This is a genomic window from Acinetobacter sp. Tr-809 (assembly GCF_011753255.1).
In the GTDB taxonomy this organism is placed as follows: Bacteria; Pseudomonadota; Gammaproteobacteria; order Pseudomonadales; family Moraxellaceae; genus Acinetobacter.
The window spans coordinates 148,189-162,593 of record NZ_VWVZ01000001.1; the positions used below are offsets into that span (position 1 = coordinate 148,189).

Genomic DNA, 14,405 nt, shown 5'->3' on the forward strand with positions numbered 1-14,405 from the left:
TTGGCTTCTGTCGCTTTACAATTTTAAGTTCAAAAATAAGCTGATTAATAGTGGCGCGAGCAGTGACAAGATTAATCCGCTCATCATTGCATGTGGTACGTAATGCGTACCACATGATTGTTTGACCATGGCCAGCGTGACATCCATCGAAGTTGCCCCAGCACTTGAAATAGCAGAACGAGGGAAGCGCCAGCCTAGACAATACATCAATAGAATCGCAAAAATTTCTCTAAATAAATCTGTTAATAAGGCAATACCACCCATTTTTGCTGAATGCAATTCAGTAAATAAAATCCCTGACATTGAATACCAACCATAACCTTGAGCCAAGGCCATCACTTCATTCAAACTATAATGGTTGGATAGAATAAAATAGTTAAAGACCGCAGCTAAGCAGGAACCAACAAAAGCTGCGATTGGTACAAGTAGAATTCTCCAACTCAACCAACTACGATCAAACTGAGTGAAGGCTAGTTCAATCCCAATCAAAAAAATAAAGATCAGCAATAAATACCAACTATTAAAGCTGATCGCTAAACCTGTGCTATTAACTATAACACCTAATAGAATACCAACACCCAAAGCCAAAAATGCTTTAGCAATATTCTTGAGTGCATTGAGAAACAGGTGTAAAGAAATTTTTCCTTGGACACTTTGTCGATCAATCAGTTTGTAGGTGATCAAGCAAATAAAAAATGAACCAATTGAAGTGGTGAATGCAATCAGTAACGCTGATGGTAGAATAGCAGCAGGATTTTGAACGTGATTTAAGGCTTGAGTCAGCTCAAATGCGACACTAATCAGTAAAATATAAGAAAAATAGGGCAGTATTTTAAATACGAATTGTTTAATTGTTTGTGATAAATGTGGCCCAACAAAATAGCCTAAGCTAATGCAGACAAAAATCTGGAAGATTAAAACAAAAGAGGTCATATCATCAAAGCGTTTATAGTGCTGATTTATTATGCAGGGAAATCCGATACTTGGATAGATTTATATATCACTTGATATAGAATGCTTTGCAATAAAAGTGCATTTAAACAGATCAGAAGTTGTGAATCTGATTGATTCACTTCATTGTTGTACATAACTATGAATATCAGGTTGGCTGAAATATACTTTTGTAAGAAATAGAGGTAAATGATTTGTGACAGCAGCTAAGATTCAAAAAATTGCTTTGGAGCGTTTTGCAAAACAAGGTTTTGCAGCAACATCCTTAAATGAAATTGCGACGGATGTTGGAATTAAAAAACCTTCAATTTATGCGCATTTTAAGAATAAAGATGAGCTGTATCTGAGCTTGATCCCGATCATGATTGATGAAGAGTTGGGACATGCCAAAATCGTCTTGCAAGGTGGCACGGAAATTCAGCAGCAATTACATACGTATTTAGCTGGTATCGAGCAACGCTTTAATGAATCTTATGGGGTTCAGTTTTGGATGAATGCTTTAATTAGTCCGCCAGTACATTTGTATGATCAAGTAATTGAACCGATGCATGTCTTTATGGCAGAACTCGAGCAAGTATTTTCTCAGGCTATTCAGCACTCAGTTTTGATGGAAAATAAGTATCAACTGGATAGTTTGGTTTTGGCTCGAGTGTGTATGAGCTTTGTTGATGCATTACAAAGTGAGCTGATTTATGGTGGACGGGAAAAATTTCAACTGAGACTTGATGCGATTTTAAAAGCACTGGATATTCTGATCAGCACTTAATTTAAGTAGCTGATCAGCGAATGATGATTATGTTTCTAATGCAGAAAATTCTCCGCATTGTTTAAATGCGGCATAAACACATAAGCCAAGTGCAATTACTCCGCAAAGGAATAAACTGGCTGGAAGAAGACTGATACTGATTGTAAAAAAGCTCACGATGAAGCCAATCAGCGAAGCAAAGGCATATTGCAATAAACCCATCAATGATGAGGCTGCACCTGTCAAATTCTGTGGGCTTTGCTGCATGGTTAATGCAGTTAGATTGCCAAAAATAAAGCCAGTAGACCAGATACTTAGCCCTAAGAGAACAATGTATTGCCATAAATTCAAATCATAAAAATAAACGCTCAGCATTAAAATAAAACTGGAACCACTAAATATACACATGCCCAGCACTAGTAATTGTTGAGCTGACCAACGTTTCAGCAATAGGATGGAGATCTGGCCGAATATAATAAGCCCAACAGCGTTGGCTGCAAATAACGTACTGAAAGCTTGATTATGAATATGATAATGCTGAATAAAAATAAAGGGAGATTGGCTAAGATAAACGAAGAATCCCCCTAAGATAAAACCACCTGCCAAGGTATAACTGATAAAGCTTTTATTAAGACACAGGGCTTGATAACTGTTCTTGATCACTGAGAATTGTAAGGTTTGTCTATACTGTGGTTTTAATGTTTCTGGGATGGCTTGGCTTCCCCATAACCATAAAATTCCACCCAATATCGCTAAGGTGTAGAAAATAAAATGCCAAGAGCCAAACTGTAGAATCATACTGCCAAACAGAGGTGCAATGATTGGAATAATCATCATCACTTGCATCAGAATAGAGAAATTTTGAGCACTGGTTTTGGCATCGCATACATCTGAAATGATTGCTCTGGGCACAACTAGACCAGCAGAAGCACCAATTGCTTGTAAGAAACGTGCCGCCAATAGCCATTCAATTGTTGGTGCAAATGCAGCCAATAAAGAGCCTAAGATGAAAATTGCTATTCCGATCAGTAAAGGCTTACGGCGACCAAAACGATCTAACAGCGGGCCATAAAGTCCTTGGCCAATTGCAAGGCCAATCAGAAAGACCGAGAGCGTGAGTTGTATATGACCAGGTGAGGTTGCAAAACTTTCTGCTAAAAGTGGAAAAGCGGGTAAATAAATATCAATCGCCAATGCATCTAAGGCGGTAAATAAGGAGAGCAGCAGTAACAAAGACCAACTGATCTTGGTCATAGGGAGAGCAGATTTCATCTTTTGTATACTCTTTACGAGGAATGAACACAATAAATTTTAACTACCTAACGGTAGGTAGTTAAAATATTAACATGAATATTTTGTTCTGTGCATAAAAGTGAGTAATTTTTGAAATTCAAATAAGAAAGCAGGTGGAATGTAAGCAAATAAAACAGTCAAATCTGATGAGTGTACTCGAAATAAAAAACACCTTTGAGGATCAAAGGTGTTTTTTGGAAATAAGGCTATCTTATTTAGGCAACACTGCTTTTTTCTTCAGTTGCCGTACTGATAAAGTTATAGTCAGCTACATTCACTTTACGAGTTTCTAACCAGAACCTCCAAGTATAAGTTGGCCATAAAGAGAAGTTTTTACCATCGGCCGCTTGATACCAACTACTACAACCACCTGCTTGCCAAACTGTACCTTTAAGTTGATCTTGAACACGTTGATTGAACTGGTCTTGCACTTCATGCTTGATCTCAATCGCTTGTGTACCGGTTTTATCAACGGTTTGGATGAGTTGTAGAATATAATTGACCTGAGACTCAATCATGAAAATAACTGAGTTATGTCCAAGAATAGTGTTTGGTCCAAGTAACTGAAATAAATTCGGGAAATTTTTGGTACTCACGCCATAATAACTTTCAGCCCCATCTTTCCATGCTTGCTTAAGTTCAATGCCATTGCGACCAACACAGTTAAAATGTTTTAGATAAATACGTGGGTCTGTAATAAAGCCTGTACCGTAAATCAAACAGTCGATCTGACGTTCTTTACCATCTTTGGTGATGATGCTATTGGCTGTAATTTCTTGAATAGCATCGGTCACTAACTCAACATTTTTACGGTTAAATGTTGGGAAGTATTTATTTGAGATTAAAATACGTTTGCAGCCCATGACAAAGTCAGGAGTAAGTTTCTTGGCAAGCTCTTTGTCTTTTACTTGATAACGAATGAATGCTTCAGCCAGTTTCTGCCCATACTTCATGATTTGTGGTTGTACGATCGGCACTACACGTGATTCATTAGTCCAGTATAAACGGGTACGATGAATCTGGCGGTAGATATTAGAGGCTTTAAATAAAGATTTACTAAGTTGCGAGTATTTACGTTCATCACGAGGAATAACCCAAGCGGCAGTACGTTGTAATACATACAATTGTTTTACTTCAGCTGCAATTTCAGGAATATACTGAATCGCACTGCCGCCTGTACCAATAGAAGCAACCGATTTACCTGTCAAATCGTAGTCGTGATCCCATTGCGAAGAATGGAACACTTTGCCTTTGAATTTCTCAATGCCGTTTACATGTGGAATTTGTGGTACATGTAATGGGCCAGAGGCAAAAATAACAAATTGTGCTTCTAGTGTTGGTTGATCTTTAAACTCTACAATCCACAGATTACGACTTTCATCAAATTCTGCATTGGTGACTTCGTGATTGAATCTAGCGTAGTCTTTTAATTTGTATTGTTCAGTAATATCTTGAATATAGGTGAAAATTTCATCTGCTTCAGCATAACGCTTTGACCAGTCGGTTTTAGGTGCAAAGGAGAGAGAATACATATGAGATTGAACATCACATGCTGCGCCTGGGTATTGGTTTTCACGCCATGTACCACCAACATCGTCGGTTTTTTCCAAAATTACAAAATCATTGATTTGACTTTGTAAAAGGCGAATAGCCATCGCTAAACCACCAAAACCGGCACCAATAATTGCAACTTTAGTTTTTTGAATCGCATTTTTGGTTACATCACGCATAGTCTATATCCTATACAGCTAAATTTTGTGCAATTTTAACGGTTTTATAAAGATTAAATATGATTGTATCGACGCAAAACTTGATCATTTCGGCAATTCATTTGTCCGTATTTTTATAGTAAAACATTAAAGTTTTGAGAACTGCATTTGGAACTATGAAGAGATCTATCCTCGGATTGATGTATTTGATTCAAGGCATGCGTCATGTCGGTATTGATGTGGATGCACGTTTAGCAAATATGGGAATACAAGCCGATGCTTTAGATCCAAGCTCAATTATCCCTGACGAAATTGAATGGGACATCATGCAGCATATTAGTCAGGATATTTCACCTGAACAAGGTCTATTCATTGGGCAGCATTATGCTTTGGCTGGCTATGGTCCATTTCTGATGTTATTGGTGACCAGTGATACCTTGCATCGAGCATTATTAAATGGGGTGCAGTTCCAGCAACTGACTCATCTTTTTGGTTCATTGCAGCTAAAGATAGAAGATGACTTAATACATTTACTGTACCGACCAATTGATTTAAGTATGCATTTAGGTCAATTGAGAGCGCAATGCGAAATATCAGGGACTTATAAGTTTCTACAGGACATCTTTAAAATGATGGGTTTGGATGTGCCTAAGATTCAGATTGAATTGCCATTTCAGCGCCCTAAAGATATAAGTTTGCTTGCTGCTTATCAGGACTACTATGGACAAGATGTTAAATTTGGATGTGCACAAGCAGCCTTTATTTTAGAAAATACACAAATTTTAAATACAAAAATTCCATCTGCTGATATTTTGACGTATCGTATTTATGAAGAAAAATGCCTACAGGATATTGCACATTTAGAGAAGAGTGCAGTACTCAAATTAACCGTTGTTGAGTATGTGCAAGATTATTTGGAAATGCAAAATGGCGTCATGCCGACCATGGCTGAAACAGCCTGTGCGTTGAGTATTCCTGAACGGACTTTAAGGCATCAATTGCAGCAAATGCAGACCAGCTATAAAGAAATCCGTGAAAGATTGATTAAACAAAAGGCGATTAAGTTTATTGAAAATAGTTCTTATTCAATTGAACAGGTCGCTGAAATGTTGGGTTACTCTGAACCTGCAGCTTTCAATCATGCGTTTAAAAGATGGTTTGGTTTAAGTCCCAGACAATATAATCGAAATCATTAAATGATTAAAAATGGTACATTTTGATGTTTAAACTCTATGATAATTAAGCCTAAAATCTAATGCCATTGAACAGAATGTTCGATATAATTTTCATCAATTAAAATTGCAATAACACCTTATGTCAAATTCTAAACCAGACTCACATAGCACTGCATATATCCCGACTTCACCTGCTGAGCGTTATGCTCAAGCACTCGAGTCAGGGCAATTCATGCCAGATGAGGCTCAAGCACAAGCAGTGCAAGAGTTGGATCGAGTATGGAAAGAGTTACTCACTCGCTATAAAGCATCCAAGAAAGCGTTTCGACGTTTCCGTCGCCAAACCTATCCAAAGGGTGTTTATATGTGGGGTGGTGTCGGCCGTGGAAAAACATGGTTAATGGACCAGTTCTATGAATCTGTTCCATTCCGCCGTAAAACACGTATGCATTTCCATCACTTTATGCAACATGTACATAAAGAGTTGAATAAACTTTCTGGACAACGTAACCCTTTAGATTTGGTTGCGGATCAGATTTATAAAGATGCTGTTGTGATTTGCTTTGACGAATTTTTCGTATCAAATGTCACAGATGCAATGATCTTAAGTGACCTATTTCAAAAGCTATTCGAACGCGGCATTACTTTGATTGCGACCTCGAATATTGCGCCAGATGGCCTATATAAAAATGGCATTCACCGTGATCGTTTCTTGCCGACAATTGAGTTGGTGAAAAAGAACTGTACCGTGCTCAATGTTGATGCAGGTGTAGATTATCGTTTACGTGTCTTAAAACAAGCGCAATTGTTTAAATATCCATTAACAGCAGATGCTCAAGAGTGGTTGTTCGGTCGTTTTAAAGCGCTGACTCAAACTCAGACTCAATCTAATTCTCCAATCATGATCAATAATCGCGTGGTGGAAACTTTAGGGCATACCGAAGACGTTTTATGGTGCGAGTTTTCCGAGTTATGTTTTAAGCCTCGTAGCCCAGCAGACTTTATCGAAATTGCGAATATCTATAATACGGTATTGGTGAGTAACGTTCCGCATTTGACTGATTTCCTGTCTGAAGGAACACGTCGCTTTATTTATTTGGTCGATGAGTTCTATGACCGTGGGGTCAAACTCATTTTAACGTCAGAAGATTCAATCATTGAGCTTTACGAGGGCGATAAACTGGCTTTTGAAATTGAACGGACACGTTCACGTTTATTAGAAATGCAATCGGATGATTACCTGCATTCGGAGCATCGACAGATTCAAGTTACACAAACTTCATAAATCAAAAAAGGCATTCTTCGGAATGCCTTTTTTCATAAACTTACATTGATAAGGCTTTATTCTTGGTTGAATTTTGCTATAACTAGATGAGTTTGAAAAAGGGAGTAGATTGCATAACTAGAAAACAAAGCACCCATCATTTGATATTTTGATAGATATAAAAAACAACGTTTGTCAATACTTCTAATGGGGAAAATGCTTACTATTTAGGAATGTGATATTACTATTCAGGCTAGTATAAATCAGTATACTAGAATTCTTGTTATAAAAAGTTAGCACCATCAGGAAAGACAATGACTGCACGTATTCAAAAAGGCAAGCTAGCGATTGCTAAAGAACTTTACGATTTCATCGAAAATGAAGCTTTACCAGGTACTGGTTTAGATAGTGAAACTTACTGGAAAAACTTCGAGCAAGTCGTTGTAGACCTTAGCCCAAAGAACAAAGCATTATTGGCTAAGCGTGATGATCTTCAAGCGAAGATTGATGAATGGCATCGCAACAACAAATTTGAATTAAATGCTTACAAGGCATTCTTAACTGAAATTGGTTACCTCGTACCAGAAGTTGCTGACTTTGAAGTTACGACTGAAAATGTTGATGAAGAAATTGCATTATTAGCTGGTCCACAATTGGTTGTACCGGTACGTAACGCACGTTATAGCTTGAATGCTGCAAATGCACGTTGGGGTTCTTTATATGACGCACTGTATGGTACAGACGTTATTTCTGAAGAAGGTGGCGCAGAGAAAGGCAAAGGTTATAACCCAGTTCGTGGCGATAAAGTTATTGCTTTTGCAAAGAACTTTTTAAACCAAACTTTCCCGTTGGCGCAAGGTTCGCATGAAGATGCAACTAAATATGCAATCGTGAATAACGGTTTGGTTGTGACTTTAAAAGATGGTTCAACTACATCTTTAGCGCATGAATCGCAATTTGTAGGTTTCAATGGTGAGGCTGCAAACCCAACTGAGATCGTTTTATTAAATAACGGTTTGCATGTAATTATCGAAATTGACGCGAACAGCCCAGTGGGTAAGACGGATGCTGCTGGTGTTAAAGACTTAACACTTGAAGCTGCAGTGACCACGATCCAAGACTTGGAAGACTCTGTTGCAGCAGTTGATGCTGAAGAGAAAGTAGAAGGCTACCGTAACTGGTTAGGTCTAATGAAAGGTGACTTACAAGAGTCAATCGAGAAGAATGGTAAAACAGTTACTCGTACTTTAAACAAAGACCGTACTGTACAGAACCTGATTGGTGGAACCACAACCTTACATGGCCGTTCATTAATGTTACTTCGTAACGTAGGTCACTTAATGACAAACCCTGCGATCCTTGTTGAAGGTGAAGAAGTGTTTGAAGGTATCATGGATGCCCTAGTGACTCCATTGCTGACAGTGGCAGATATTCGTGGCCAAAATGAGAACAAGAACTCTCGTAAAGGCTCAATGTATATTGTTAAACCAAAAATGCATGGTCCAGAAGAAGTTGCGTTTGCAGTTGAATTATTTGAGCGTGCTGAACAAGCTATTGGCTTACCAGCAAAATCACTCAAAATTGGTATTATGGATGAAGAACGTCGTACCTCTGTAAACTTGAAAAACTGTATTGCTGCTGCGAAAGACCGCACTATCTTTATTAACACAGGTTTTATGGACCGTACCGGTGACGAAATCCATACATCTATGGAAGCTGCGCCAGTTGTTCGTAAAGAAGCCGTTAAAACCCAAAAATGGATTGCTGCTTACGAAAACCGTAACGTTGCAATTGGTTTAGCATGTGGTCTACAAGGTAAAGCGCAAATTGGTAAAGGTATGTGGCCAAAGCCAGATAGCATGAAAGATATGTTGGCGACTAAGACAGCTCATCCAAATGCAGGTGCAACTTGTGCATGGGTTCCATCTCCAACAGGTGCGGTGCTTCATGCTTTGCACTACCATCAAATCAACGTAAAAGCACGTCAAGATGTATTGGCTGCTGAAGATATGTTGACTTTAGATGACTTGTTAACGCCGCCATTCGCACCAGAAACAAACTGGACTGCGGAAGAACTAAACAACGAACTTGAAAATAACTGTCAAGGTATCTTGGGTTATGTGGTTCGTTGGGTAGACTTGGGTGTTGGTTGTTCTAAAGTGCCAGACATTAACAACGTTGGCTTAATGGAAGATCGTGCAACTTTACGTATCTCTTCTCAACACGTTGCAAACTGGTTACGTCACGGTATCGTTACACGTGCGCAAGTTGAAGAAGTACTTAAACGTATGGCTGTGATTGTTGACCAGCAAAATGCCAATGATCCATTGTATACACCAATGGCACCAAACTTTGATGGTATCGCATTCCAAGCCGCGTCTGACTTGATCTTCAAGGGTGCAGAGCAACCATCTGGTTATACAGAGCCATTGTTACATGCTGCACGTTTAAAGTTAAAAGGGTATACAGGTGATTAATATCATCTAGAAAACAAAAAGCCTCTTAGGAGGCTTTTTGTTTTGTGAGAGTTATATTAAGACATCTATTATTTTCACCATCATCTAAAACAGGATAAAACATTATCCTGATGAAATTTTTGCTATAATTCTCGTAGTTTGAATATTTAGACGAATCATAACGATGTCACAAATTTTAAAATTAGATGCTTTAAAACAAGCGCAAGTTTCGACTTCGCCATATCCTTATTTTGTTGTGGAAAATTCGATTATTGATAGTGAAGTGAAATCTGTTATTCAGGATTTCCCTAAGATTGAACAGGGTGGTAGCTATAACATTGAAGATGTTGAAATTAAGCCTAATTTTGATCGCTTTCTAAAATCATTAGATACTAAAGAGTTTCGCCAAATCCTCACAGAAAAATTTGATGTGGATGTGATGGAGCATCCGATGATGATCACTTTACGTGGTTATTCACGTCAAAAAGATGGTCGTATTCATTCAGACTCGAAAACCAAATTGCTGACAATTCTGATCTATTTAAACGAATCATGGGATGCGCCTACAGGGCGTTTACGTATCCTAAATGATGAAAAGAATATAGATGACTACGTTGAAGAGATCAATGCAGGTCCAGGTACTTTGATTGCATTTAAAGTGACTGATAATGGTTGGCATGGCTATGTTCCTTATGAAGGGCAGCGCCAGTCGATTCAAATTAACTTCTTGACCAGTGATAAAGCCAATGCTAAGCACCGTTTTATCCACGGCCTAAGTGCAAAAATGAAAAAGATATTTGGCTAATTTTTGTGAAATAAAAAAGGAGGGCTGAGACCTCCTTTTTTTAACTTTATTGTTATGGGTAAATACTGAATGAACTATGTGTGCCAACTTTAAACCATTAACTTTCGAGCAAGCTAAGCAACTTGAGTTACCTTTGATTCCTTTTGGATATGTGGAGGAGGTGTATCCAAGTTACACAACACCTTTGTTATTTAAATCGGAGCAGGGGCTGGAGTGGAGGGAGGTGTTGTTTGGTTTGGTACCAAAGTGGTCGGAAGATACCAATATTTCCAAGCATACTTACAATGCACGGCATGAAACCATTTTTCAGAAACCTAGTTTCTTGGAGGCGGCTTCAAAGTGTAAATTTGGTGTTATTCCTGTTTCTGAGTTCTATGAAAGTAAATATATTGATAATAAGCCACAACGTTGGGGTGTACGCCGTAAAGATGGACAAGCCTTTTATGTCGCAGCACTGTATGAGATTCGAAAGTTGAATGAGCAGATCATTCGTTCAGCAAGCATGCTCACGATGGATGCGATAGACCATCCGATGATGAGAGACTTCCACGAACCAGGTGATGTGAAGCGTTCAGTAGTCGTCATTCCTCATGAACGTCTAGATGCATGGCTAAGCTTAAAACAGCCCCATCAACTTTATGAATTTATGAAAGGTTTCCCTGTAGAAGAGTTTGAATGTTCACATGTCCCCAAAGCCAAGATTGAAAAAGTGACACCACAACTGAATATGTTTGATTGAGCTTAATCTTTGATTTGATAAGATTAAAAAAGGCTTCCTATTGGAAGCCTTTTTTGAATCAGTTGCTTAGCGTGCAAGATTTTTAAACATATGGCGTAAAATTTCCATTGTTTTTTCAATTTGCAGTGGTGTTAAGCCATCAAAAGATTGTTCTAAAATAACAGAGGTTAGGTCATTGATTTTAATAATCATTTCTTGACCTTTTTCGGTTAGGTAGACGCGAGTGATACGACCATCTTCTTTACAAGAATAGGTATCGATATAGCCTTCATCTTTTAGGCGATAAACAATCTTGGTTGTGGTCGACATTTTGGAAATGACCATGTCTGAGAGTTCAGACACACTTGCATGAGGTTTGACGTGCAATGCAATTAAAATGCGGCGGCGAGAATTGTCTAAACCATATTTTTTGAGCACGTTATCAATATTTTGAACGTATTGAGCATTTACTTGAGAAATCCAGTAAAAAGGGAAGTCTTCCAGGTTAAATGAATCGGCTGTAGGTAAAAAACGCGCATATTTTTTTGGCATCACTTATTTCCTATACTTGCACAAGAAACTACGCCTAGTAGTTCCTAGATTCCATGAAATGTCTATAATTTGCCTGTTAAAAAAATCCATTTCCTGATTTTTTTAGCATTCCATTTTTTAACAAATCTGTCCAAAGATAACGATGAAATTATCTTTATTCTGAGTGAATAAGTCATCATAAAATTCACATAAATCAGCTATTAATGATGTACTATCCAGTCGTCTTTCCCTCAAAGTTGTCCTACAGCCTTGCATTGCTGCTTATTTGTAGAATAATCGTATTGTAGAAAAAAAATACGATTTTTGACGTGACATTTTTATAATATTTTCTGTCTAAAATGTCATAAATATACGAAATCAATATATTTACAAAATAAATAACGCTTAAAAAAATAGCTAATACAAATATTTGTATTGATCAACTGGTTAAAATATAGCACATAAAAATTTTTAAAAAAGTTGAATAAATACATTCTTTGTCACATTTTTCCGATGAAATTTAAAAAATGACAGGTTAAAACCAAAGCAGATTAAGCTAATTTGAATAAATAACTGTGAATTACAGATTGATAGAATAAATATAAGAGAAAACAAGAAGCTAAATATCTACAAAGATCGATTTTTGGTATCGATACTAAAAAAGACGCATCTAAACAGGATTACAGGTTTAGATGCGTAAAGTGCAAAGCTTGAAACTAGAAAAAGTGATCACTAGATTTAAATGTGGAGCTCATTTTCCATGAGAGGCCATAGCTTTTGATGTGATTTTTTAAACATCAACATATGGCCAATTTGCTTATAGCCGTGCTGTTGTGGATTCAACTCGATCAACTTAGTTTCGGCATTCGGGTAGAGACGTAATAGGTCTTTAACATTCGCCTGTGTCGCGATTTCATCATCGCTTGCCCAAAAAGAAGTGATTGGGCATTGGATTTCTTGGTGGTAGTCTTCAAAAATGGTTTTCCCAATTGCATTCATGACATAGCCAGGCTTACTACAAAATTCAGCCCATTGTTTTGCAACATTTTTAGGTAGGTTTTCACCCATGCCAATGAATTGAGTTGCACCATAACCTTTAATAAGGCTTGAAACAGGGAAGATAACATTAAACATCAAAGGTGCAAGAATTTTAGTTTTTCCTTTCAATCCTTTAACATGACCTGTTGAGCCAGCGATCGCCAATACCTTTGCAACTTTATTATAGTTAGAGGTAATACCGAGTAACTGTCCACCTGCGCTATGCCCAACAATAATCACTTTTTCAGCTTGGGTTCGATCTAATAAAGTCTCGATTGCAGCAGGAATATCATAAATTCCCCAGTCATTTATACTGGCTGTAGAGTCTTTAAGTGCACCATGTAAAGATTCACCGATACCTCTGAAATCAAAACTTAAAACACTATAACCTTGCTGGTTAAGCCATTCTGCGAAAGCATGATAGAAATTTTTGGTAATGCCTGTTGCTGGACAAATCAGCACAGGATACGGCTTACTGTTATCTGTTGCTGGATAAAATTGAGCAGCAAGTCGATAACCATCTTTACAATTTATCCAAAAAGATTCAAAGCTATTCATTTAAAAGACACTCGTATAAATCCATAGTTCTACTTTACACAAGTTCCAAAAAGAAACTCGTTTAAAAAATGACTTAAAAGTCAAATTTTATGTAATATACGCACACAAAAGGAATTTTTTAATTTCGGGGATTGTATGTTTGTTTTAAATGCTGCAACACAGCTTGCTATTGTATTTAGTGGGATTTTTCTCTGGGTGGGAATGTTAACAGGGGTTTGGAAATATTATCAGATTAGACAATCAGAGCTTGCCAGAGCGCATTATTATGTTGATATTGCACATCGAAGTAGTTTGCTTTATGCGGCTGCAAGTTTAATTCTAGCCGCATTAAGTTTGTTTACGATTTTATCAGATGCATGGGTACTATTTTGTGTAGTGGCAAATCTGTTCTTTTTTGCAATGTCGATTTTAATTTACATACTGCACGGTCTATTAAAAGACACCACCAATCAATTTAAACAACCGCATCAAGTGGGTAGGTGGACATTGCCAGCTTGGTGTATGACGCTCATGATGTTGAGTCTAATTATTGTTGAGTTAGGTGCTACTAGTATCTTGGTGCTTGGAACAATTGCAAAGTTTTTAAATTAAAAAAATGGATGATTACTCATCCATTTTTCCTAAATTATTTTTTTGGCGTACTGCACTTAACTGTCGAAACTTTCGATCGACCAGTGCCCACGTACAAAAGGCCAATGATACAACTAGTGCATATGCAAAATATTCGGGTTTTAAGTTACCTTTAATTGTGCCTTGAAATAACAACGTAACCATTAAGGCTAGTGTTGTGATTGCATATACGATTGAATCATTGGTCTTCAGAGCGTTAATGAAGACTTGCTTGTTGAAATGTATTGATAACATCTCCATCCCTCCTTGTGGTGACGACAAAACCATGTGTTTTTGTCTGAATTGTTTTTTAAGTTGTACTGCTATTTTCTGAGCATTTCAATAGGGATTGGGACTATTTTGAAAATAAATTTTTGAATGTATTGATTTATATAACTTTTGAGTATTTTTTATATTGATTTATACTATTTTTTAGTTAAATATTGGTCGTTATTTTTACATTTTGAAAAACTTGGAATTTATCCATTGTACGAAAATATTGGTTTTAAGCGAATAGCAGATAAACTTGTATGCATTAAGGATATTAATCAAG

The 14,405-nt window shown here is 37.3% G+C and carries 13 protein-coding genes; 7 read left to right on the forward strand and 6 right to left on the reverse strand.

What is annotated here, in order from left to right:
* Nucleotides 1-15: 15 nt before the first annotated feature.
* Entirely contained in the window at nt 16-933 is a 918-nt protein-coding gene (locus F3J02_RS00745) for a lysine exporter LysO family protein (protein ID WP_167246778.1), read from the reverse strand.
* A gap of 214 nt (nt 934-1,147) precedes the next feature.
* Between F3J02_RS00745 and F3J02_RS00750 the strand changes: the two genes are divergently transcribed.
* Nucleotides 1,148-1,717, forward strand: coding sequence for a TetR/AcrR family transcriptional regulator (locus F3J02_RS00750; RefSeq protein WP_167246780.1), 570 nt, complete (start codon nt 1,148-1,150; stop codon nt 1,715-1,717).
* Nucleotides 1,718-1,744: 27 nt separating this feature from the next.
* Here F3J02_RS00750 and F3J02_RS00755 read toward each other — a convergent pair whose 3' ends face one another.
* Together F3J02_RS00755 and F3J02_RS00760 are read right to left on the reverse strand one after the other, a co-directional pair.
* Nucleotides 1,745-2,968 carry a multidrug effflux MFS transporter gene (locus F3J02_RS00755; protein ID WP_167246782.1) on the reverse strand — a complete coding sequence of 408 codons (1,224 nt, stop codon included), beginning with the start codon at nt 2,966-2,968 and terminating at the stop codon, nt 1,745-1,747.
* 236 nt (nt 2,969-3,204) lie between these two features.
* On the reverse strand, nt 3,205-4,719 hold the full coding sequence (locus F3J02_RS00760; protein WP_167246784.1) for a flavin-containing monooxygenase: 1,515 nt from the start codon (nt 4,717-4,719) through the stop codon (nt 3,205-3,207).
* Nucleotides 4,720-4,874: 155 nt separating this feature from the next.
* On the opposite strand from F3J02_RS00760, the gene F3J02_RS00765 reads away from it, so the two are divergent.
* From F3J02_RS00765 to F3J02_RS00785, 5 genes are all read left to right on the forward strand, one after another.
* Complete coding sequence (locus tag F3J02_RS00765) at nt 4,875-5,894, forward strand: AraC family transcriptional regulator (RefSeq protein WP_167246786.1); 1,020 nt, start codon at nt 4,875-4,877, stop codon at nt 5,892-5,894.
* A 118-nt stretch (nt 5,895-6,012) separates the two neighbouring features.
* Nucleotides 6,013-7,158: a cell division protein ZapE gene (zapE, locus tag F3J02_RS00770; RefSeq protein WP_167246788.1), complete on the forward strand. Its 1,146-nt coding sequence runs from the start codon at nt 6,013-6,015 to the stop codon at nt 7,156-7,158.
* 293 nt (nt 7,159-7,451) lie between these two features.
* Nucleotides 7,452-9,614 carry a malate synthase G gene (locus F3J02_RS00775; RefSeq protein WP_167246790.1) on the forward strand — a complete coding sequence of 721 codons (2,163 nt, stop codon included), beginning with the start codon at nt 7,452-7,454 and terminating at the stop codon, nt 9,612-9,614.
* A gap of 163 nt (nt 9,615-9,777) precedes the next feature.
* Nucleotides 9,778-10,398 carry a 2OG-Fe(II) oxygenase gene (locus F3J02_RS00780; protein ID WP_167246792.1) on the forward strand — a complete coding sequence of 207 codons (621 nt, stop codon included), beginning with the start codon at nt 9,778-9,780 and terminating at the stop codon, nt 10,396-10,398.
* Nucleotides 10,399-10,474: 76 nt separating this feature from the next.
* Nucleotides 10,475-11,137, forward strand: coding sequence for an SOS response-associated peptidase (locus F3J02_RS00785; RefSeq protein ID WP_167246794.1), 663 nt, complete (start codon nt 10,475-10,477; stop codon nt 11,135-11,137).
* Between the two features lie 66 nt (nt 11,138-11,203).
* On the opposite strand, the gene F3J02_RS00790 is transcribed toward F3J02_RS00785, so the two are convergent.
* Nucleotides 11,204-11,668, reverse strand: a complete 465-nt coding sequence (locus tag F3J02_RS00790; protein WP_167246796.1) for a MarR family winged helix-turn-helix transcriptional regulator — start codon at nt 11,666-11,668, stop codon at nt 11,204-11,206.
* A gap of 717 nt (nt 11,669-12,385) precedes the next feature.
* Nucleotides 12,386-13,243: an alpha/beta fold hydrolase gene (locus F3J02_RS00795; protein WP_167246798.1), complete on the reverse strand. Its 858-nt coding sequence runs from the start codon at nt 13,241-13,243 to the stop codon at nt 12,386-12,388.
* 135 nt (nt 13,244-13,378) lie between these two features.
* Here F3J02_RS00795 and F3J02_RS00800 point away from each other — a divergent pair, with 135 nt between their 5' ends.
* Nucleotides 13,379-13,834 carry a hypothetical protein gene (locus F3J02_RS00800; protein WP_167246800.1) on the forward strand — a complete coding sequence of 152 codons (456 nt, stop codon included), beginning with the start codon at nt 13,379-13,381 and terminating at the stop codon, nt 13,832-13,834.
* A gap of 12 nt (nt 13,835-13,846) precedes the next feature.
* On the opposite strand, the gene F3J02_RS00805 is transcribed toward F3J02_RS00800, so the two are convergent.
* On the reverse strand, nt 13,847-14,107 hold the full coding sequence (locus tag F3J02_RS00805) for a hypothetical protein (protein WP_167246802.1): 261 nt from the start codon (nt 14,105-14,107) through the stop codon (nt 13,847-13,849).
* Nucleotides 14,108-14,405: the final 298 nt, after the last annotated feature.

Excerpts from the sequence above, each read along its gene's own strand:
- F3J02_RS00745 (WP_167246778.1), bottom strand. The coding sequence starts at position 933 with ATGACCTCTTTTGTTTTAATCTTCCAGATTTTTGTCTGCATTAGCTTA.
- F3J02_RS00755 (WP_167246782.1), bottom strand. The coding sequence starts at position 2,968 with ATGAAATCTGCTCTCCCTATGACCAAGATCAGTTGGTCTTTGTTACTG.
- F3J02_RS00760 (WP_167246784.1), bottom strand. The coding sequence starts at position 4,719 with ATGCGTGATGTAACCAAAAATGCGATTCAAAAAACTAAAGTTGCAATT.
- F3J02_RS00765 (WP_167246786.1), top strand. The coding sequence starts at position 4,875 with ATGAAGAGATCTATCCTCGGATTGATGTATTTGATTCAAGGCATGCGT.
- zapE (WP_167246788.1), top strand. The coding sequence starts at position 6,013 with ATGTCAAATTCTAAACCAGACTCACATAGCACTGCATATATCCCGACT.
- F3J02_RS00775 (WP_167246790.1), top strand. The coding sequence starts at position 7,452 with ATGACTGCACGTATTCAAAAAGGCAAGCTAGCGATTGCTAAAGAACTT.
- F3J02_RS00780 (WP_167246792.1), top strand. The coding sequence starts at position 9,778 with ATGTCACAAATTTTAAAATTAGATGCTTTAAAACAAGCGCAAGTTTCG.
- F3J02_RS00785 (WP_167246794.1), top strand. The coding sequence starts at position 10,475 with ATGTGTGCCAACTTTAAACCATTAACTTTCGAGCAAGCTAAGCAACTT.
- F3J02_RS00790 (WP_167246796.1), bottom strand. The coding sequence starts at position 11,668 with ATGCCAAAAAAATATGCGCGTTTTTTACCTACAGCCGATTCATTTAAC.
- F3J02_RS00795 (WP_167246798.1), bottom strand. The coding sequence starts at position 13,243 with ATGAATAGCTTTGAATCTTTTTGGATAAATTGTAAAGATGGTTATCGA.
- F3J02_RS00800 (WP_167246800.1), top strand. The coding sequence starts at position 13,379 with ATGTTTGTTTTAAATGCTGCAACACAGCTTGCTATTGTATTTAGTGGG.
- F3J02_RS00805 (WP_167246802.1), bottom strand. The coding sequence starts at position 14,107 with ATGTTATCAATACATTTCAACAAGCAAGTCTTCATTAACGCTCTGAAG.